Origin of the sequence: Pseudomonas sp. MCal1 (assembly GCF_026341415.1) — a bacterium.
Classification (GTDB): domain Bacteria; phylum Pseudomonadota; class Gammaproteobacteria; order Pseudomonadales; family Pseudomonadaceae; genus Aquipseudomonas.
In genome coordinates, this window is sequence record NZ_JAKUMP010000016.1 from 17412 (window position 1) to 37882 (window position 20471).

Here is a 20471-nt window from a genome sequence, read left to right on the forward strand (position 1 = left end):
GCCCGTGTTCGAACGGCTTTTCAGTTCTCAGCGCACGACCGCTTCGGTCAGCTCTTCCAGCGTCTTGCCGCGGGTCTCCATCCCGAACAGCCACACCACTGCCGCCGCGATCGCAAAGCACAACGCACCCAGCGCAAACACCCCGCCCTGCCCGGTGATCGGGAACACCAGCCCGGTGACCAACGGCCCGAGCAGCGAACCGACGCGTCCGATGGCCGAAGCAAACCCCGAGCCCGTTGCCCGCGCCGAGGTCGGATAGAGTTCCGGTGTGTAGGTGTAGAGCACCGCCCACATGCCGAACAGGAAAAACTGCATCAACAGGCCCGTGCCGATCAGCAGCGCCACGTTGCCGCCAAATACCGCGCTTTGTCCGTAAAGAAACGCCATCACCCCGCCGCCGAGCAACGTGACGATGCACACCGGCTTGCGCCCCCAACGCTCCACCAGCCAGGCGGCCATCAGGAAGCCAGGAATCCCGCCGAGGGAAATCAGCACCGTGTAATACACCGACTGGGTCACGGCAAAACCCGATTGTTGCAACAACGCACTGAGCCACGAGGTCAGGCCGTAGAAGCCGAGCAACGCGAAGAACCACAGGCTCCAGATCATCGTCGTGCGCTGGCGATACAACGGTGACCAGATCTGCTTGAGCGCCGAAAGGAAATGGCCCGGAGGGGTCATGCTTCGTGGCAGACGAACCGGCTCCGGCAATGCAGCACCGCCGAGTGAGGCCTGTACCCGCGCTTCGATCCCGCGCAAAACCTTGTCCGCCGCGTCATGCTTGCCGGCCTGTTCCAGCCAGCGCGGCGACTCGGGAATGAAAAAGCGGATCGCCAGCACGAACACCGCCGGCACCGCCAACACCAGGAAGATGTCGCGCCAGCCAATCAACGGCAGCAGGAAATACGACAGTACCCCGGCAGCCACGAAACCGAGCGGCCAGAAACCGTCCATCAAGGCAATGTAACGACCCCGACGCTGCGCGGGGATCAACTCCGACAACATGGACTGGGCAATCGGAAACTCCATGCCCATGCCTATCCCCAGCAGAATGCGAAACAGCGTCAGGCTCTCGACCGTCTGCGCCGTGGAACACAGGTAACTGGCCAGCCCCCACAAGACGATGCTCCATTGGAACACCGGTTTGCGACCGAACCGATCAGCCAGCAGTCCGGACAGCGACGCCCCCAGCACCATGCCGAAAAAACTCGAACTGGCCAGTAGACCAGCCTGCGCACTGCTCAGGCCGAACTCGGCTTTGATCGAGCCGAGCAGGAAGGTCATCATCGCCAGATCCATGGAGTCGAAGAAAAACGCCAGGGCGATGATGATGAAGATGATCCGGTGATAACCGCTGACTGGCAGACGCTCCAGTCGATCTGCCGCGCTGAAGTTTCCCGTGTCCATGCCACCTCCTCAATCCGAAAAGTCCCCGGATCGAGTGTGCGCGATAGCGGTGACGCGCCTGTGCCAGATGCGACGTGTTCGCAGCCGCTGGCGACGTTTGCTAGCAAATCAGTGGAGGAAAGCGCTCTACAACGCCATTTCCAGCTCGGTTTCACAGGCAAATCGATGAATTTCCCGCTGGCCCGCCGCCGTCAGTTGCAAGGCGCGGGAATCGTTGGGCAGCACCAGCCAGCCCGACTGCATGAACAACTGCAGCAACGCCGCTCCCAGCGAGCCACCCATGTGCGGGCGACGTTCGCTCCAGTCCGGACAGGCGCACGCCACCTGGGCATTGCGGTGGGCCAGCGCCTGGATATAAACGCCGCGCCCGGCCAATTGTGTCGAGCCTTTATGCGTGACTACCACTCGATGCTCAAGCTGTTCGATCCATCCGGCATCAAGCAGGCGCTGGTACAGGTCGGCGGCCAGCGTTCCGCCCAGATGGTCGTCACAAAACCGTGCGCGCAGCAGTGATGAAGGAGCCGCCTGGGGTCTGACGACCGGCGAGGCACGCTTGAACACTTCGGGGATTTCTCGCGGAGCGCTGGCCAACGTGGCGCTGGCGAGCGCTTCGATGGCCGCGCCGATTTCGGGAGCCGCCAGGCGGAAGAAGCGTTTGCGACCGCGCGCCTCGACCTTCAACAGACCGCCAGCGGACAAGCGCCCCAGATGCGCACTGGCCGATGACGGCGAAAGCCCCGCCAGCAACGCCAGTTCCTCGGTCTGCCGCGCCGAGCCATCCATGAGCGCCCACATCATTGCGCTGCGTTTGGGATCGGCCAGCAACGTGGCGATCTGGCTGATGCAAGGTGCATGTTCCATCTATTCACTCCCTGTTGAATCGTATCGTCTACAGCTCATAGACATCTTGACCAGTAATCAGTCGTCGGCCAAGGCGCGCAAAATACCTTGAGCCGAAGCGAGGCAGCGCGCCGCAGCAAGGAAACCGCAGCACTGTCGCGACCCTCGCCCCTACCCGGCCGGTTGCGGTCTGATCGTTCTCGCATCGGCCTTTTGGTGCGGGCATCAGGCGGCCGTTAGTATAAGCGGGTTGCTCGCGGCGTCCTGCGCCGGAGTGCCCGTGGCTGGTGATTGTTCCTGAGAGAAATTTCGCTATTTACCTGCGACTAATGGTCAGACTTCTGGAAAACGGGAAAACGGCTACCCAATTCGGCGCAACGGCTGGCGAGCATTTCCCTCAGAAGGTTCACTGGCTTACTCAATTGTGCGCGATGGGCGCACAGCAGATTCAGCGGAGCGCGTTCGCAGAGCAGCTCCGGCAGCAGCACTTTCAGCCGCCCCGCCAGCACATCACCGGCCACATCGAGCCACGACTTGTAGGCGATGCCGGCTCCCGCCACCGCCCACAGGCGTACCACATCGGCATCGTCACTGAAGCGGTCGCCACTGACCGTCAGGCCGACTTCACGCTTGCCGTCGTGGAAACTCCAATGGTCGTGCACCCGGCCACCGAGCATATAAAGCAGGCAGTTGTGCTGAGCGAGCTGTTCCAGATGCAGCGGCTCGCCGTGCCGGGCCAGGTAGGCGGGCGATGCGCACAGCACCCGTCGGTTGTGCGGGGCAATCGGCAACGCCACCAGGCTCGAATCCTCCGGCTCGCCATAGCGCAAGGCGATGTCCACCGGCTGGCGAAACAGGTCAGCGATGCGGTCGCCCAGCAACAGGCGCACCGTCAGCTTCGGGTGTTCACGCTGAAAATCATCGAGCCACGGCAACAGCAGATTGCGCCCGAAGTCGGAGGGCGCCGACAGCTGCAGAATCCCGCTGACCTGATCCTGCCCGCTGGCCAGCAGGCGGCGGCCTTCATCGAGATTGCTCAGCGCCGCCCGGGCGTATTCGAGAAACCCTTCACCTTCGGCCGTCAGCCGCAGGCTACGAGTGGAGCGCGCCAACAGCCGCGCGCCCAATTGCTGCTCGATCCGTTTGAGCGCAGCACTGGCCACGGCGGCGGACATGTCCATCACCCGCGCCGCCGCCGACAGGCTGCCCAGATCCGCCGCCCGAACAAACAACTGCAAGTCATCGAAACGCAGCATCCTCAGCCCCGATTATCAAAAAAATATTGAAAGAGACTGCTCTTTTAGCCGGTTTTATCTCCCGCAGAAATAGCCAATCATGCCATCCATCGAATTCATCCTGTCCCGGAGTCGAACATGTCCCAGCCTTTCACCGCCATCGCCACCCTGATCGCCCGACCTGGCCAGCAGGAGGCCCTCGAACAGCACCTGCGCGCTCTGATCGAGCCGACCCGCGCCGAAGCCGGTTGCGGTCAATACGAACTGCACCAGGACCTGGCCAATCCGCTGGCCTTCTACATGATCGAGCAGTGGGCCAGCGACGAAGCCCTGCAGGCTCACGATGCCAGCGCCCATATCCAGCACTTTCGCAGCCAGGCCGAGGCGTTCCTCGAACACTTCGAACTCAAGCGCCTGCGCGTCATCGCCTGAAGCCTTCCTTATATTCAATGTTGGAGATTTCCATGAAAGCCATCGCCTATTACGCCTCGCTCCCGATCAGCGACGAAAAATCCCTGCAAGACATCGAATTGCCGGAACCGGTAGCGGGCCCCCGCGACCTGCTGGTAGAAGTCAAAGCGATTTCGGTCAACCCGGTCGACACCAAGGTTCGCCAGAACGTCGCGCCCGAAGGCGGCGCCGCCAAGGTACTGGGCTGGGACGTGGCCGGTGTGGTCAAGGCCGTCGGCAGTGAAGTGACCCTGTTCAAGGCCGGCGACAAGGTGTTCTACGCCGGTTCCATCGCCCGGGCCGGTGGCAACAGCGAACTGCACGTGGTGGATGAGCGGATCGTCGGCCATATGCCGAAAACCCTCGGTTTCGCCGAAGCTGCTGCCCTGCCGCTGACGGCGATCACGGCTTGGGAGTTGTTGTTTGAACGCCTGCAGATTCGCGAAGGCAATACCGATGAAGGCCAGAGCCTGCTGATCGTCGGCGCGGCCGGCGGCGTCGGTTCGATCCTCACCCAACTCGCCAGCCAGTTGACCGGGCTCAAGGTGATCGGCACCGCCTCCCGCCCGGAGACCCGCGACTGGGTGACCGAACTGGGCGCTGATCGGGTGATCGATCACAGCCAGCCGTTGAGCGAAGAGCTGAAACGCGCCGGTGTCGCCCACGTGACCCACGTCGCCAGCCTGACCCAGACCGACCAGCACCTGGACCAGCTGGTCGAAGCCCTGGCACCGCAAGGCAAGCTGGCGCTGATCGATGATCCGAAGGCGCTGGACGTGACCAAGCTCAAGCGCAAGAGCCTGTCGCTGCACTGGGAGTTCATGTACACCCGCTCGCTGTTCGAAACCGCGGACATGATCGAGCAGCACAAACTGCTCAACCGGGTGGCCGGGCTGATCGACAGCGGGACCTTGAAAACCACGGTCGGCGAGCACTTCGGCACGATCAACGCAAGCAACCTGCGCCGCGCCCATGAGTTGCTGGAAAGCGGCAAGGCCAAGGGGAAAATTGTTTTAGAAGGTTTCTAAAACTCGGAAGACCGCAGCCTTCTTCAGCCTCTGATGTGGCTGGCTCGGGGGCTGCGGTGTTTTTTTGCCGTCAGTCAGATGCTTGACCCTTGTCACAATTGCGATCGTATTCAGGACTACACTCGAGTCCTCTGCGATGCAATCTTTTACGTACGGGAGGTCAGCAATGAAGATCCTGATAAAAGAAGTGGCAAAGTCCCAGTGGCAAGTTCGTCTCGACCAGCACGCCGTGACCTTCCGCAGTGAGGCCGAAGCTCGCGCCTTCACTCGCACCCTCGAAGCGCGTCTGCGCGCGCCCCATCAGATTCCCGACCCCGACCAGCAGCGCGCTGTCGGCTGAGGCTTTCGACTTCAGATTTCAGCCTGCGCCTTTGCCAGCGCCCGGGCATTCTGTATGCGCCGGGTAAGCATCGCTGCACACACCACCAGCAGACCACACAGGCTGATGACAGTGGCCATCGGCACCGCGGTGCCATCGTGCAGGATCCCCACCAGCGCCGAAGCCCCGGCGGCGACACTGAATTGCAGGCTGCCGAGCAAGGCTGAAGCACTGCCGGCGCGACCACCCTGCCCGTTCATTGCACACGCTGCCGCATTGGGGCTGATGCAACCAAGGCTGGCCACGCAGATGAACAACGGAATCAGCAATGGCCACAGCGCCTCGGCGTGCAAGGCGCTGACCGCAAGCAGCGTCAGCCCGGCACACAGGTAAACCCAGACCGCCCGCGACAGCAGGAAGGCCGGGCCACGTTTGGCCAGCAGCCGCGCATTGACCTGCGCCACCAGAATGAACCCGGCCGCGTTGGTACCGAACAGCCAGCCGAAGTGCTCGGCGGGAACGCCATACAATTTGATGAAAATGAACGGGGAACCGGCGATGTAGGCAAACATCCCGGCGATGGCGATGCCGCCGGTCAGGGCATGGCCCATGTAGACCGGATCGGTCAGCAACCGGCCGTACTGACGCAGGGCGCCAGACAACGGCTGACGCGGAACATGCGCCGGCAGACTTTCCGGCAGGCCGAGGGCTACCGCCAGTCCGGCCAAGGCACTGAAACCGGTCAGCACCAGGAAGATCGACTGCCATCCCGACGTGTTCACCAGCAGGCCGCCGAGCATCGGCGCCAGAATCGGTGCCAGCCCCATCACCAGCATCAGTTGCGAGAAGACTTTCGCCGAGCCCACCGCATCGCATTTGTCGCTGACCACCGCTCGGGCAATCACCATCCCCGCACAGCCGCCCAGCGCCTGCAAGAGCCGCGCGCCGATCAGCCATTCCAGATTCGGTGCGTAGGCGCAGGCCACTGACGCCAGCGTGAACAGCGTCAGACCAATGAGCAGCGGAATCCGCCGACCGAAGCGATCCGCCAACGGCCCGTAAGCCAGTTGGCCGATGGACAGGCCGAAAAAGTAAGCCGACAGCGTCAGCTGGACGTGTTTCTCATCCGTGCCGAACGCCAGCGCCATGGTTGGAAAGGCGGGTAGATAGAAGTCGATCGCCAACGGACCGAAAGCGGTCAGGGCACCGAGAATCAGAAGGGTACGGAAGTTCATCAGGCGTCCAGTTCGGGCGGCGGTTGGGTTGGGCAGTCGGACTGACTATGCAGCCCGACAGTCTAGCCGCGCGAGGACGCCTTGAACATTCCGGTAGCTCGCTAACTATTAAAAAGATCAGGCGAGTTTGATCGCATAACCTTCTTCGCTGATCGCCTCGATCACTTGCTCGGCGCTCAGCGCACTTTCGACGCCGACTTCCTTCGCCGCCAGATCGACCCGCACGCTGGCGGTCGGATCCTTGCTCTGCACCGCCTGGGTGACAGCTTTGACACAGTGACCGCAGGACATGCCTTCAACAGTGAACACTTGCATGGAATGACTCCTTTGAGTGAGGTTGCCGGCAGTCTCGGGCTTGCCACAATGGCAAGGTCAAGTTCTGCAAAAAACTGCCGGGCTGGCAATCGGCGCCGCGCTCGGCCAAGCTGCGTGCATCAATGACATGAATTCAGGAGATTCAGCCATGCGCTGGTCAGCTTTCAGCCTGTTTGGCTTACTCAGCCTCTTTGCCGCGATCCCTTCGGTGCATGCCGCCGGGGAAGATTACGGGGTGCTGATCATTTCCCGCGAGCGCCTGGAAGTTGCGACCTCGTGCGAAATCGGCGTGTACATCCAGGATCAACTGTCGGCGCGCCTGTTCCAGGAGCAAAGCACCTCGTTCAACTTGCCGCCGGGCAACGTTTCGCTGCGCCTGAAACTGCTGCCGGGGCAAATGCCGGGTTGCAACCCGGGCATGCTCGCGCCAGGTTCGCAGGAGATCAAACTGCATGCCGGCGACATCCTGAAATTCCGCATCGCGATGAATGCGGAAGGCATGTACCTCAAGCCGACCGGCCTCGGTTACTAAGGCCTGCCGCTCGTTCCCACGCTCTGCGTGGGAATGCCTCTTGTGACGCTCTGCGTCACGCTTTGGGACGCAGAGCGTCCCCGGCTGCATTCCCACGCGGAGCGTGGGAACGATCAGGCGAACAAGCGAGCAGCCGGTAGCGGAAACTGGTGCTTGACCTTGCCAGCATGGCAAGGTTGATCCTGTAGTCATCCACTACAGGGAGTACGACCGATGTCCGATTCCATCACGTTTGATCTGCCCATCAGCGGCATGACCTGCGCCAGTTGCGCCGGCCGTGTCGAGCGGGCGCTGAGCAAAGTCAGCGGCGCCAGTGCCGTCAGCGTCAACCTCGCCACCGAGCAGGCCAGGGTGCAGGCCCCCGGCGACAGTCTGCCGGCGCTGGTCGAGGCAGTCGAACGCGCCGGTTACAGCGTGCCGCAGCACACCGTGGAATTGAACATCGACGGCATGACCTGCGCGTCCTGCGTGGGTCGTGTCGAACGCGCCCTGAACAAGGTTGCGGGGGTGAAAAGCGTCAGCGTCAACCTCGCCAATGAGCGCGCTCATCTTGAATTGCTCGGCGCGGTCGACCCGCAAACCCTGATCGCCGCCGTGAACAAGGCCGGTTATTCGGCCAGCCTCTTCGAACTTGAACACCCTCAATCTGATAATCGCCAGCAACGCCTGAACCATGAGCGCTGGGCGCTGATCTGCGCCATCGCCCTCGCCTTGCCGCTGGTGCTGCCGATGTTGCTGCAACCGTTCGGCATTCACTGGATGCTGCCGGCCTGGGCGCAGTTCGCCCTCGCGACCCCGGTGCAGTTCATCTTCGGTGCGCGGTTCTATGTGGCCGCTTGGAAAGCCGTGCGCGCCGGAGCCGGCAACATGGACTTGCTGGTAGCGCTGGGCACCAGCGCCGGTTATGGCCTGAGTCTCTATGAATGGGCAAACGCTGCCGGGCGCATGCCGCATCTGTATTTCGAGGCCTCGGCAGTGGTCATCGCGCTGGTACTGCTCGGCAAATACCTGGAAAGCCGCGCCAAACGCCAGACCGCCAGCGCCATCCGCGCACTGGAAGCGTTGCGGCCAGAACGGGCGATTCAAATCATCGATGGCCGTGAACAGGACGTTGCCATCAGCGCTCTACGCCTTGGCGATCGGGTATTGGTCAAACCCGGCGAACGTTTCCCGGTGGACGGCGAAGTGCTGGAAGGCCAGAGCCACGCCGACGAAGCGCTGATCAGCGGCGAAAGCCTGCCGGTGCCCAAGCAACCGGGCGACAAGGTCACCGGCGGTGCGATCAACGGCGAAGGCCGCTTGCTGGTAAGCACCACGGCGCTCGGCGCGGAAAGCGTACTGGCGCGGATCATCCGTCTGGTGGAGGACGCCCAGGCCGCGAAAGCACCGATCCAGAAACTGGTGGATAAAGTCAGCCAGGTGTTTGTGCCGACGGTTCTGCTGCTGGCCCTGGCCACGTTGATCGGCTGGTGGTTGTATGGCGCACCACTGGAAACCGCGCTGATCAACGCCGTCGCGGTACTGGTTATCGCCTGTCCTTGCGCCCTCGGCCTGGCGACACCGACCGCCATCATGGCCGGCACTGGCGTGGCCGCGCGGCACGGGATTTTGATCAAGGACGCCGAAGCTCTGGAGCGCGCCCATGAAGTCAGCGCCGTGGTGTTCGACAAGACTGGAACTCTGACCTCCGGCACGCCGCGCATTGCGCATTTCAGTGCAATCGACGGTAACGAAAACGCCCTGCTGACAGCGGCCGGCGCGCTGCAACGCGGCAGCGAACATCCGCTGGCCAAAGCGGTGCTGGATGCCTGCGCCGAACGCAGCCTGAACGTACCGGACGTGAGCGACAGCCAGTCCCTGACCGGACGCGGCATCGCCGGCAGCCTCGACGGCCGACGCCTGGCGCTGGGCAACCGTCGCTTGCTGGAGGAAAGCGGTCTGAACGCCGGAAACCTGAGCGAGCCCGCGAAGGCCTGGGAAACCGAAGGCCGCACACTGTCCTGGCTGATCGAGCAAAGCCCCGAGCCCCGCGTGCTCGGTCTGTTCGCCTTCGGCGACACCCTCAAGCCCGGCGCGCTGCACGCGGTGCAACAACTGGCGGCGCAGCACATCCACAGCCACCTGCTGACCGGCGACAACCGTGGCAGCGCTCGCGTCGTTGCCGAAGCGCTGGGCATCGAAAACGTCCACGCCGAAGTGCTGCCGGCGGAAAAAGCCGCCACCGTCGCCGAGCTGAAAAAAAACGGGGTCGTGGCCATGGTCGGCGACGGCATCAACGACGCCCCCGCGCTGGCCGCTGCCGATATCGGCATCGCCATGGGCGGCGGCACCGACGTGGCCATGCACGCCGCCGGCATCACCCTGATGCGCGGCGATCCGCGACTGGTGCCGGCGGCGCTGGAAATCAGCCGCAAGACTTACGCGAAGATCCGCCAGAACCTGTTCTGGGCCTTCGTCTATAACCTGATCGGCATCCCGCTGGCGGCGTTCGGCTTTCTCAATCCGGTGCTGGCCGGTGCGGCGATGGCCCTGTCGAGCGTCAGCGTGGTGAGCAATGCGCTACTGTTGAAAACCTGGAAACCCGAGGATCTGGAGGACAACCGATGAACATCGGCCAAGCGGCCCGCCACAGTGGCCTGAGCGCGAAAATGATCCGGTATTACGAGTCGATCGGTCTGCTCAAGGCTGCCCATCGCACCGACAGTGGCTATCGCATCTACGGCGACGATGACCTGCACACGCTGGCGTTCATCAAGCGCTCGCGGGACCTGGGATTTTCGCTGGAGGAAGTCGGCAAGTTGCTGATGCTCTGGCAGGACCGCCAGCGCGCCAGCGCCGATGTGAAGGCTCTGGCCCGCCAGCACATCGACGAGCTGAATCAAAAGATCCGCGAACTCGGCGAACTGCGCGACACCCTGCAGGATCTGGTCGAACACTGCCACGGCGACCACCGCCCGGACTGCCCGATCCTCAAGGAACTCGCGTCGGGCTGCTGCGCGCAACCCGCTCGCGCCTGAGCATCAGGGCTTTCATCGACAGCACCGTGGCGAGGGGAATGCCGTGGAACAGCAACACCACGGCCCCCGGCGCCCACCACTCATAGAACGGTGCGGCGATCAGCATGCCGACGCCGAACCCGGTCATCTGCAACAGTGTCAGGAAACTGAAGATCGGCAGGCGCAAAGGCTCCGGCTCCCGTTGCAGCCGTGACATCAGGCAGACTTCCGAGAACCCGTCACCCAATCCGGCCGGCAGCGAAAACAGCAACAGACCGATGACGCTGTGCTGCTGGAACATCAGGATGAAGCCGCAGGACATCAACAACACGCCGCCGAAATAGCGACGCTCCAGATGGATGTTTTCCGAGCCGTTCAGGCGACTGGCAATCCGCGCACCGAGCAGTTTGCCGGCGGCCCACACCGCGAGCATCAGGCCCAGCGTGGTGCTCGCCGCGTCCGGTGTCAGCAGTCTGGAAATGATCGGAAAACCGACGTTGTGCGCAGCGCTGCCAAGGGTGTCGGCCATGGTCACCGCCAGCATCGCGGCCACCACCGGGGCACTGCGCAGGCCTTGCAACAACGCCGACCACTCACCCTGTCTGGCGCTGGATTCGGCCACCGGCTCCGGTGCGCTGAACCGCAATGGCGCAATCAACAGCGCCGCCAACAGATAGGTCAGCGCGTTCAGCGCAAACACCGTTTCAAAGCCAAACCCTGCAACCAGCAACCCGGACACCAGACTGCCGACGACCATCGCCATGGAGGAGGCGGACGTGATCCAGGCATTGGTCTTGAGCAACTGCGCAGGCTCGATCAATCGCGCAAGCTGGCTGTTGAGGCCGATGGCGAACATCGAATTGCCAAAACCCAGACCGAACGCAATCAGCGGCAGCAACAACGCCTGTTGACTGACCGGCACGATCAGCAATAAACCGAGCACAGCGGCGCGCAGCAGATCGAAGGCAATCAACGGCCGGCGACCGCTGCATCGACGATAAAACGCGGTGCCGATCAGGCTGGCGAAAATTCCCCCGCCCACCCGACTGGCGAGAAAGATCCCCACGCTCACCGCGCTGTTGCTCAGCAGGTAGACATACGTGGCCAGCGCGACCATGTTGAGGAACGCGCCGAAATCGGAAATCAGCCGCGCGGTGATGATCAGCCGGGCATTGCGCGAAGTGGTGCTCACAATCAATCCTTGAATGTGTAAAACCCGGCCGAAGCCGGGTTTCCCATTTCAGATGCTCACTGCATCCACGGTGGCGGAGGCGGTTCGTCGGACTTGCCCTTGGGCTCGTCGTCCGCCGCGCGGATGGCTCGCTTGCGCTCCTCATCCAGACGCGCCGCTTCGATCTCGCGCAGCACCCCGCCGACATCGGCCAGGTCCTCGGGATCGTCGAACTCGCCGGTCAGCACGCTGGCCGGGTGCAACGTACCGGCTTCGTACAACGCCCACATTTCCTTGGCGTATCGGGTCTTCTTCAACTCCGGAGCGAAGCGGCCGAAGTACGCCGCCATGTTGCCGACGTCACGTTCGAGCATGCTGAACGCGTGGTTGTTGCCGGCGGCGTCCACCGCTTGCGGCAGGTCGATGATGACCGGCCCGGTCGGGGTCAGCAGCACGTTGAACTCCGAGAGGTCACCGTGCACCAGACCGGTACACAACATCAGCACGATCTGCGAAATCAGGAACGCGTGATATTCGCGAGCCTGATCCGGCTCCAGCACCACATCATTCAGACGCGGTGCGGCGTCGCCGTATTCGTCGGCCACCAGCTCCATCAGCAGCACGCCTTCGAGGAAGTCGTACGGCTTGGGCACTCGCACCCCGGCGTTGGCCAGGCGGAACAGCGCCGCGACTTCGGCATTCTGCCAGGCGTCCTCGGCTTCCTTGCGCCCGAATTTGGAACCCTTGGCCATCGCCCTGGCCTGTCGGCTGTTGCGCACCTTGCGGCCTTCCTGATACTCGGCCGCCTGGCGGAAACTGCGTTTGTTCGCCTCCTTGTAGACCTTTGCGCAACGTAACTGATTGCCGCAGCGCACCACATAAACAGCTGCTTCTTTGCCACTCATGAGTGGACGCAGCACTTCGTCGACCAGACCGTCCTCGATCAGGGGTTCAATGCGTTTTGGAGTCTTCATCAGCTTTTATTGTGGGTCCTTTATTACCAAACACGCGAATGTCACTCGTTATACGGCAATACTCGCATCACGGGGAGGGGTTGCCGACCTGTGAACCTGTGGATGCACACACTGTGCCGGATAAACCGGGCCGATCCGCCTCTTTATCGACCGCTGCGAATCATAGCCGAGGCTGTCGGAGTTGTTGGCGACAGGCCTTGAGGGCATTTGCGACAGAATCTGACATCCCGCCGAACACCGCTCACATTAATTTTCTTTTGCAGCCTCAATTTCCCTCGCGCGCGGCCGAATTCCTTTGAGGCAGAGGAATTTGTCCGACAATCGTTTCAAAAAAAATCTTCGATGTCGCACTCAAGGAAACGGGTGAGAAATACGTTTTTCGGCTGCCAATAACCGCGAGTCATCTGCACTGCGTGGGCCTACAAGAAAATCTGGAGCGCGGATGAACATCAAACAGAAGTTGACCTGGGCGTTTGCAATCATCGCCTGCTTGCCCGTGGTGCTGGTCGCCACCCTGGTGGTACTGAACCTGCGCAGCGATGCCCGGGACGATTTTGTCGACAGCAGCGGGCGCGAGATCCGTCAGGTCAGCAACGCCATGCAGCTGTTTTTCGACGGCATCAGCCAGAACGTCGATTACCTGGCGGCGCAGCCTTTGGTCAAGAACGCCGACGGCAGTGTGCGCAGTCGCATGAGCGCCAATGCCTCCGATACCTCGGATGGCGAGATCGACAAGCAGCTGTTTGCCCTGTTCGAAGGGCTGGCGAAATCCCACCCGGCCTACTCCTACGTTTCCTATGGACTGAGCAGCGGCGGCTACGCGTTCTGGCCGGGCGACCCGAAAATGGCCAACTACGACCCGCGTACCCGCCCGTGGTACAAGACCGCCATGGCCAACCCGGGCAAGACCCTGCGCACCGAAGCCTATTACTGGGCCGGCGATGACGCGGTACTGGTCAGCACCGTGCGCGCAGTGGCCAACCAGTTGGGCGCCCAGGGTGGCGTGGTCAACATTGACGTGTCGCTCAAGCAACTGACCGAGATCGTCAAACAGATCAAGCTCGGTGAAAGCGGTTACCTGATGCTGATGGAAAACACCGGCACGGTGCTGGTCGATCCGAAGCAACCGGAGCATAACTTCAAGAAGCTCGACAGCCTCGGCGACGGTTACGCGCAACTGGCCAAGGCCGGCAAAGGCCTGGTGGAGGTCGAGCTCAACGGCGAACGCTACATGGCCAACGTCTGGCCGTCGGAGCAATTGGGCTGGACCTTCATCGGCCTGATCAAACAGAACGAAGTGATGAGTTCCGCCACTCAACTGACCTGGCTGATCGCGATCATCGCGGCGGTGCTGGCAGCATTTTTCGCGGTCGTCGGCGCCAGTTTCGCCAGCCTTATCGTGCGGCCGATCCGCAGCGTGGCCAGCGGTCTGGAAGGTATCGCCCAGGGCGAAGGCGACCTGACCAAGAGCCTCGACATCCGTGGCAGCGACGAAACCGCGCAACTGGCCAACTGGTTCAACCAGTTCCTCACCGCAATCCGCAGCCTGATCCAGCACATCGGCGGCGCGGCCGGAAAAATCCTCGCCACTTCGCAGAGCTCGACCCGGGTCTCCGGCGATATGGCCGAAGCCGCCGGACGCCAGCGCGAAGCGGTGGACATGGTCTCGACCGCGTTCCATGAAATGGTCGCCACCGCCAACGAAGTCGCCCGCTCGTGCAGCCAGGCAGCCGAGTCGGCCGACAGCGGCCAGCGCCAGGCCCGCGAAGGTCAGCAGCAGATCGATGCGGCGGTGCACAGCGTCGACCAACTGAGCCAGGAACTGGAGCAATCGGCGCAGTCGATGCAGCAACTGGAACGCGACAGCAACGACATCCAGTCGATCCTCGGCACCATCCGCTCCATCGCCGAACAGACCAACCTGCTGGCGCTCAACGCGGCTATCGAAGCAGCGCGGGCCGGTGAGCAGGGGCGCGGATTTGCGGTGGTCGCCGATGAGGTTCGCGCATTGGCCAAACGCACGGCGGATTCGACGGCTGAGATCGACGGGCTGCTGGGCAATCTGGCGAAGCGCACCAGCGCGGTGACCCAGCAGATGCGCGCCAGTCTTGATGTGTCGCAGCAATCGGTGGCACGGATTGGTGAGGCGCGGGAGAGCTTTGGGCAGATTCGTGAGTCGGTGGATGTGATTCGTGACATGAACACTCAGATCGCGACTGCGGCGGAAGAGCAGCATCAGGTGGCGGAGGACATCAATCGGCACATCAGCCAGATTCATGGTGATGCGCAGTTGGTGGCGGAGCTGGCGAATTCGGCGCGGCTGGATTCGCAGAGTCTGGCGGGGTTGTCGAATGAGCTGGATGGGTTGGTGCGCAGGTTCCGTACCTGAGTAACCTTTGCAATCCCCTCTCTTCAGGAGAGGGGATTGTTGTTTTGTCAGCGTTCGATGATCGCCGTCACACCTTGCCCCCCGGCCGCACAAATCGAAATCAACCCCCGCCCCTGCCCCGCCGCATCCAGCAACTTCGCCAGGTTCGCCACGATCCGCCCGCCTGTCGCGGCAAACGGATGCCCCGCCGCCAGGGAGCTGCCCTTGACGTTCAAGCGGCTGCGATCAATCGATCCCAGCGGAGCGTCCAGCCCCAGCCGCGTCTTGCAGTACTCCGGATCTTCCCAGGCCTTCAACGTGCACAAGACTTGTGCGGCAAATGCTTCGTGGATTTCGTAGTAGTCGAAGTCCTGCAAGGTCAGGCCGTTGCGCGCCAACAGCCGCGGCACCGCGTACACCGGCGCCATCAAAAGTCCTTCGGCACCGTTGACGAAATCCACCGCCGCCGCCTCGCCGTCGCGCAGATACGCAAGGATCGGCAAGCCGCGCTCCTTCGCCCATTCTTCGCTGCCCAGCAACACCACCGAGGCGCCATCGGTCAGCGGCGTGGAGTTGCCGGCGGTCAGGGTGCCCTTGGCGCTTTTCTCGAACGCCGGTTTCAGGGTCGCAAGTTTTTCCAGGGTCAGGTCCGGACGCAGGTTGTTGTCGCGGGTCAGGCCGAGGAACGGGGTCATCAGGTCGTTATGCCAGCCTTCGCTGTAGGACGCCGCCAGTTTGTGGTGGCTTTCGAAGGCCAGTTGATCCTGTTCTTCGCGGGGGATGTTCCAGGTCTGCGCCATCAACTCGCAGTGCTCGCCCATCGACAGGCCGGTGCGCGGTTCGCCGTTGCGCGGGAATTCGGGGATCAGGTGTTTCGGACGCAGTTGCAGAAAGGTCTTGAGCTTGTCGCCGGTGGTCTTGGCGCGGTTGGCTTGCAGAAGGATTTTGCGCAGGCCTTCGCTGACGCTGATCGGCGCGTCCGACGTGGTGTCGACGCCGCCGGCAATGCCGCAGTCGATCTGGCCGAGGGCGATCTTGTTCGCCACCAGCAGCGCGGCTTCCAGACCGGTGCCGCAGGCCTGCTGGATGTCATAGGCCGGGGTGGCCGGTGACAGGCGCGAGCCGAGCACGCATTCGCGGGTCAGATTCATATCCCGTGACAATTTCAGCACCGCGCCTGCGACCACTTCGCCGATGCGCTGGCCGTGCAGGTTGTAGCGTTCGATCAGGCCTTCGAGGGCGGCGGTGAGCATCACCTGATTGCTCGCGGTGGCATAGGGCCCGTTGGAGCGGGCGAACGGAATGCGGTTGCCACCAATGATCGCGACGCGGCGCAGCTGACTCATGAAATGCTCCTTGTGAAATATCCAGTCTGAAAATCGGGCACTGAAAATCCCGTCGGGCCACAAAAGCGCCGAGGGCAAACTACTCTGCTGTTCTAGCGTAGGCCTTATTGCGTGGATCGAACGATTGATTGCCCTTCGCAGTCCACACTTTGAACCCCATCTTCTGGAGAGCGTTCCATGTCTGACCGCTATATCGACTTCGCCAACTCGTCCATCGGCCACCGTCTGGTCGGGGCCCTGGGCCTGCCGTCGCCGGTGCGGCTGGAACGCTGGCAGGCCGGGCGCCTGCGGCCGGTGGACGGTGCACTGCTGATCGGCGGCGGGCCACTGGCCGAGCGGGTCAGTGTATTTGCCAACCGCCTGACCGACGCGATCTACCGCTACGGCGACCAGCCTGCGGCCGCCACCCAATGGATTCCCGGCCATGGCCCGAAACTCAAGGCCGTGGTGTTCGACGCCAGCGATTTGCAGCACACCGACCAGCTCAAGCAACTGCGCGAGTTCTTCCAGCCGCTGATGAAGAACCTCGACAGCAGCGCGCACCTGGTGATCCTCGGCCGCGCCCCGGAAACCCTGCGTGAACCGTTTGCCGCCAGCGCGCAGCGAGCACTTGAAGGCTTCTCGCGCTCGCTGGCCAAGGAACTGCGCAGCGGCGGCACCTTGCAACTGATCTACGTCGGCGAAGGTGCCGAGGATCAGCTCGAAGGGCCGCTGCGTTTTTTCCTCTCGCCGAAAAGCGCGTTCGTCTCCGGACAAGTGATCCGGCTGACGGCCTGCGCCACTCAAGTCACCGACTGGACGCGCCCATTGGCCGGGCGCAAGGCGCTGGTCACCGGGGCAGCGCGCGGCATCGGTGCCTCCATCGCCGAAACCCTGGCCCGTGACGGTGCCGAGGTGATCCTGCTCGACGTGCCGCCCGCAAAAACCGATCTCGAAGCCCTGGCCGCCCGCCTCGGCGGGCGCGCCATCACCCTCGACATCTGCGCCGAAGACGCCGCCGCGCAACTGACCAAACAGCTGCCGGACGGCCTCGACATTCTGGTGCACAACGCCGGCATCACCCGCGACAAGACCCTGGCCAACATGACACCCGAGTTCTGGGACGCAGTGCTGGCCGTCAATCTCAACGCGCCGCAAGTGCTGACCAAGGCCCTGCTCGACAGCGGCACCCTGCACGACAACGCGCGGGTGATTCTGCTGGCGTCGATCAGCGGCATTGCCGGCAATCGCGGGCAGACCAATTACGCGGCGAGCAAGGCCGGGTTGATCGGGCTGGCTCAGGCCTGGGCGCCGACCCTGCTGGAACGCGGCATCAGCATCAATGCCGTGGCGCCGGGTTTCATCGAGACCCAGATGACCGCGCACATTCCGTTCGGCTTGCGCGAAGCCGGGCGGCGCATGAGTTCGCTGGGCCAGGGCGGCCTGCCGCAAGACGTCGCCGAAGCCGTGGCGTGGCTGGCACAACCGGGCACCGGCGCGTTCACCGGGCAAGCGTTGCGGGTCTGCGGCCAAAGCGTTCTGGGGGCCTGAACATGACCATCGAATGGCAAACGCTGCACCACGAACCGAGCCTGCCGGGGCTGTACGCCCGGGCGGCGACCCGACGCAAAATCACCGGCACCACCCTGCCTGACAAAGGTTTGCGTTGCGCCGTCGAGGTGGATGGCAAACGTCTGGCAGCCTATCGCAAAGTCTGCGGGTTCGCCGATGACGGCCTGCTGCCGCCGACCTATCCGCATATCCTGGCGTTCGCCTTGCAGATGCAACTGCTGACGGCCAAAGAGTTTCCGTTCCCTTTGCTGGGGCTGATTCATCTGAGCAACCGCATCCGCGTATTGCGGCCAATGGGCGGGATCAGTCGCGCGCAAGTCAGTGTCCGGGGGCATAACCTGCAACCGCATCCCAAAGGCGCGACCTTCGATCTGCTGACCACCCTGGACGATCAACTCGGCCCGTTGTGGGAAGCCGAAAGCCGGATGCTCTGTCGCGGCGTGAAGCTGGAAGGCGAACCGGTGGAGAAAAGCTGGGAGCCGGCACTGCCCCTCGCTCAAGTGGCGCAGTGGAAGGCGCCGGCGGACATCGGCCGGCAGTATGCGAAAGTATCCGGCGACTACAACCCGATTCACCTGAGTGCCGCCAGCGCCAAACTGTTCGGGTTCCCGACAGCCATCGCTCACGGTTTGTGGAACAAGGCCCGCACCCTGGCAGCGCTGGCGGATCATCTGCCCAAGGCCAACCTTGAAGTCACCGTGCACTTTCGCAAACCGGTGCGCCTGCCGAGCGAGGTGAGCCTGTTCGCCAGCGCTGCCGGTTCCAGCGGTGAGTTGCGTCTGATCGGCGCCACGGATCTGGAGCACATGGTGGGCAATTGGCAGCCGGTTGCCTGACATCGAGGGCGGGAAAACCTGATTAATTGTGTATATATCACTTAAGTTTTCCCGCGCCGCACACGCGACGTCGCCGAATTTCCAGCCTTGATTTTCAAGGCTTTTTTTTGCGCGCCTATATCCTCGGTATTAGTCGTTAGGCGGCATTCGCGGCCGCCTGCATAAAGGCGTTAATACCAACTGGAGAATGGCGTCGATCCAGCCTTGCGACTGATATGAGCACAACGGACGAAGGCATTGCCGGCAACAGAACCGGCAAGCCGTCGAAGACAACGAACGTTGTGACAGGTGCAAGGAATAACGCTCATGAAAACTCAGATGAAAGTTCAAGCGTCTTGGTGCAAATCGGCAACAGCACTCGCCCTCATTCTCTCCCTCGGTCTGGCCGGTTGCAGCAGTGGCGGCGGCGGTCATCACAGCAGCTCCGGCAGTTCGTCCCCCGACAGTTCGACGGCGGGCACCGGCGGCACGGGCGGTACCGCAGGCTCTGGAGGCACGGCGGGCACGGGCGGTACCGGCGGAACTGGCGGCACGACGACGCCGACCGATCCTACCAATCCTACCAATCCGACCAATCCGACCAATCCAACCGACCCCACCAATCCGAGTACACCGACGCCTTTGGTCACCACCACGCTGGTGCAGGACGTCGGCAATACCGTCAGCGGAGTGGGTGATGGTGTCGGTCAGGTCGGTGATTCCCTGAGCGGCGTGCCGGTGGTTGGCGGCGTGGTGCAAAGCGCGGCCCGGACTGCCGGCAACGTAGTGACCACGCTGGGTGACGGCGTAGCCAACGGCATCGGCAAACTGGCGACCACCGACAATGGCCTGGGCGTCACCGCTTCGGCAGTCGGCGGCGTGGTGCAGGATGTGGGCAACGGCGTGTCCGACCTGAGCGGCAAACTGGCGACGGCCACGGGCAGCGTTCCGGTGGTCGGCGGCGTCGTCACCCGTGTGGCACCGGTGCTCAATGGCGTCGGCGAAAAAGTCACCATGCTCGGCGACACCCTCAGCACCGCTACCACCACCGGCCCACTCGGCTCGGTGACCAAAGAGGTCGGCAGCAAACTGGTGCCGGTGATCGCCATGGTCGAAAGCACCACGGACAAACTCGGCAGTGCCACGGGGCTGGGTGCTCCCGTGAACGGCCTGCTGCAGAAAGTCGGCACCACGGTCGATGGCGTGGGCGACAAAGTCACTGGCGCCGGCAACGGCAATGCACTGACCAACACGGTCGGCGGGGCCTTGAGCAACGTCGGCACCGCTGTCGGCAAGGCTGGCGGACTGGTGGACAACGGGACCGGTTCGGGAACCGGCGTCGGTGGCGGTCTGGTCAACAATGGCTTGCTGCAAACCGTTGGTGGCGCGGTCGTGAATGTCGGCGCCGGGTTGAGCAGCGGCAACGGCAGCCTCGCCGCACCGGGTGGTGTACTGGCGGCGGCGGGTAATACCGTGGCCTCGCTCAACACTGTGCTCGGCGGTTCGGGCACGCCGATCACCAGCCCGACCACTCCCCTGGCCACTCTGGGCAACAACGTGGGTGCCGGACTTGCTCCGGTCACCACGGCGGTCACCAGCCTGACCCAGAATGTCGGCGCCGCCACCGGGCTGGGTACCCCGGTCGCCGGCCTCACCGGCCAGGTCGGAGGTGCCGTCGGCAACCTCGGCAACACGATTGCCGGCACCAACAGCAACCCGGTAGTGGCGGCGGTCGGCAACACCGTCACCACAGTGGGCAACACCGTCACTGCGGTGGGCGGGCTGGTCAACGGCGGTACCACCACCGGAACCGGCGGCGGACTGGGTGGCGTCCTCGGCGGCCTGACCGGTGCCCTGGGCGGCAACAAACGCTGATTTGCACCTGGCCG

At 63.1% G+C, this 20471-nt stretch carries 18 protein-coding genes and 1 pseudogene; 11 read left to right on the forward strand and 8 right to left on the reverse strand.

The genetic code is table 11. The annotated features are described in order from the left end of the window. Window positions 1–27 precede the first annotated feature (27 nt). The 3 genes from MKZ87_RS24045 to MKZ87_RS24055 form a co-directional block, all read right to left on the reverse strand. Window positions 28–1407 (reverse strand): MFS transporter, encoded by a 1380-nt coding sequence (locus MKZ87_RS24045; RefSeq protein ID WP_234206380.1) that lies wholly within the window; start codon window positions 1405–1407, stop codon window positions 28–30. Window positions 1408–1533: 126 nt separating this feature from the next. After that, the gene (locus MKZ87_RS24050) at window positions 1534–2268 is read right to left on the reverse strand and encodes an ArsR/SmtB family transcription factor (protein WP_085700942.1); all 735 of its coding nucleotides are present in this window, start codon (window positions 2266–2268) and stop codon (window positions 1534–1536) included. A gap of 305 nt (window positions 2269–2573) precedes the next feature. Continuing rightward, entirely contained in the window at window positions 2574–3503 is a 930-nt protein-coding gene (locus tag MKZ87_RS24055; RefSeq protein ID WP_085700943.1) for a LysR family transcriptional regulator, read from the reverse strand. Window positions 3504–3620: 117 nt separating this feature from the next. Between MKZ87_RS24055 and MKZ87_RS24060 the strand changes: the two genes are divergently transcribed. The 3 genes from MKZ87_RS24060 to MKZ87_RS24070 all read left to right on the forward strand — a co-directional run bounded on the left by MKZ87_RS24060 (window position 3621) and on the right by MKZ87_RS24070 (window position 5300). After that, entirely contained in the window at window positions 3621–3914 is a 294-nt protein-coding gene (locus MKZ87_RS24060; RefSeq protein WP_234206378.1) for a putative quinol monooxygenase, read from the forward strand. A gap of 32 nt (window positions 3915–3946) precedes the next feature. After that, on the forward strand, window positions 3947–4960 hold the full coding sequence (locus tag MKZ87_RS24065; RefSeq protein WP_234206376.1) for a zinc-binding alcohol dehydrogenase family protein: 1014 nt from the start codon (window positions 3947–3949) through the stop codon (window positions 4958–4960). A gap of 166 nt (window positions 4961–5126) precedes the next feature. Continuing rightward, window positions 5127–5300, forward strand: a complete 174-nt coding sequence (locus tag MKZ87_RS24070; RefSeq protein WP_170929797.1) for a hypothetical protein — start codon at window positions 5127–5129, stop codon at window positions 5298–5300. An 11-nt stretch (window positions 5301–5311) separates the two neighbouring features. Here the strand turns inward: MKZ87_RS24070 and MKZ87_RS24075 are convergent, their stop codons facing one another. Continuing rightward, window positions 5312–6514, reverse strand: a complete 1203-nt coding sequence (locus tag MKZ87_RS24075; protein WP_266202061.1) for a multidrug effflux MFS transporter — start codon at window positions 6512–6514, stop codon at window positions 5312–5314. Window positions 6515–6631: 117 nt separating this feature from the next. After that, a complete protein-coding gene (locus MKZ87_RS24080; protein ID WP_085700947.1) occupies window positions 6632–6829 on the reverse strand; it encodes a heavy-metal-associated domain-containing protein in 198 nt (65 codons plus the stop codon). A gap of 148 nt (window positions 6830–6977) precedes the next feature. On the opposite strand from MKZ87_RS24080, the gene MKZ87_RS24085 reads away from it, so the two are divergent. The 3 genes from MKZ87_RS24085 (at window position 6978) to cueR (ending at window position 10378) form a co-directional block, all read left to right on the forward strand. Further along, window positions 6978–7361 (forward strand): hypothetical protein, encoded by a 384-nt coding sequence (locus tag MKZ87_RS24085; RefSeq protein WP_085700948.1) that lies wholly within the window; start codon window positions 6978–6980, stop codon window positions 7359–7361. Window positions 7362–7574: 213 nt separating this feature from the next. Next, a complete protein-coding gene (locus tag MKZ87_RS24090) occupies window positions 7575–9968 on the forward strand; it encodes a heavy metal translocating P-type ATPase (protein ID WP_266202062.1) in 2394 nt (797 codons plus the stop codon). Next, the gene (cueR, locus tag MKZ87_RS24095; RefSeq protein ID WP_085700950.1) at window positions 9965–10378 is read left to right on the forward strand and encodes a Cu(I)-responsive transcriptional regulator; all 414 of its coding nucleotides are present in this window, start codon (window positions 9965–9967) and stop codon (window positions 10376–10378) included. Before MKZ87_RS24090 ends, cueR begins: the two co-directional genes overlap by 4 nt. Here the strand turns inward: cueR and MKZ87_RS24100 are convergent. Together MKZ87_RS24100 and MKZ87_RS24105 are read right to left on the reverse strand one after the other, a co-directional pair. Beyond that, complete coding sequence (locus MKZ87_RS24100) at window positions 10332–11549, reverse strand: MFS transporter (RefSeq protein WP_085703482.1); 1218 nt, start codon at window positions 11547–11549, stop codon at window positions 10332–10334. The genes cueR and MKZ87_RS24100 overlap by 47 nt on opposite strands. A gap of 56 nt (window positions 11550–11605) precedes the next feature. Continuing rightward, window positions 11606–12502, reverse strand: coding sequence for a PA4780 family RIO1-like protein kinase (locus MKZ87_RS24105; RefSeq protein ID WP_085700952.1), 897 nt, complete (start codon window positions 12500–12502; stop codon window positions 11606–11608). Between the two features lie 598 nt (window positions 12503–13100). On the opposite strand from MKZ87_RS24105, the pseudogene MKZ87_RS29150 reads away from it, so the two are divergent. Then, window positions 13101–14033 (forward strand): annotated as a pseudogene (locus MKZ87_RS29150) (cache domain-containing protein); the annotation flags it as partial. Window positions 14034–14162: 129 nt separating this feature from the next. Next, window positions 14163–14891: a methyl-accepting chemotaxis protein gene (locus MKZ87_RS29155; RefSeq protein ID WP_371320909.1), complete on the forward strand. Its 729-nt coding sequence runs from the start codon at window positions 14163–14165 to the stop codon at window positions 14889–14891. A 47-nt stretch (window positions 14892–14938) separates the two neighbouring features. Here the strand turns inward: MKZ87_RS29155 and MKZ87_RS24115 are convergent, their stop codons facing one another. Beyond that, the gene (locus MKZ87_RS24115) at window positions 14939–16216 is read right to left on the reverse strand and encodes an acetyl-CoA C-acetyltransferase (protein WP_064379268.1); all 1278 of its coding nucleotides are present in this window, start codon (window positions 16214–16216) and stop codon (window positions 14939–14941) included. A 177-nt stretch (window positions 16217–16393) separates the two neighbouring features. On the opposite strand from MKZ87_RS24115, the gene MKZ87_RS24120 reads away from it, so the two are divergent. The 3 genes from MKZ87_RS24120 (at window position 16394) to MKZ87_RS24130 (ending at window position 20457) form a co-directional block, all read left to right on the forward strand. Beyond that, on the forward strand, window positions 16394–17746 hold the full coding sequence (locus tag MKZ87_RS24120; RefSeq protein WP_085703480.1) for a 3-oxoacyl-ACP reductase: 1353 nt from the start codon (window positions 16394–16396) through the stop codon (window positions 17744–17746). A gap of 2 nt (window positions 17747–17748) precedes the next feature. Continuing rightward, a complete protein-coding gene (locus MKZ87_RS24125) occupies window positions 17749–18603 on the forward strand; it encodes a MaoC family dehydratase (protein WP_234206371.1) in 855 nt (284 codons plus the stop codon). A 306-nt stretch (window positions 18604–18909) separates the two neighbouring features. Then, on the forward strand, window positions 18910–20457 hold the full coding sequence (locus tag MKZ87_RS24130; RefSeq protein WP_266202063.1) for a collagen-like triple helix repeat-containing protein: 1548 nt from the start codon (window positions 18910–18912) through the stop codon (window positions 20455–20457). The last annotated feature ends 14 nt before the right edge of the window (window positions 20458–20471 follow it).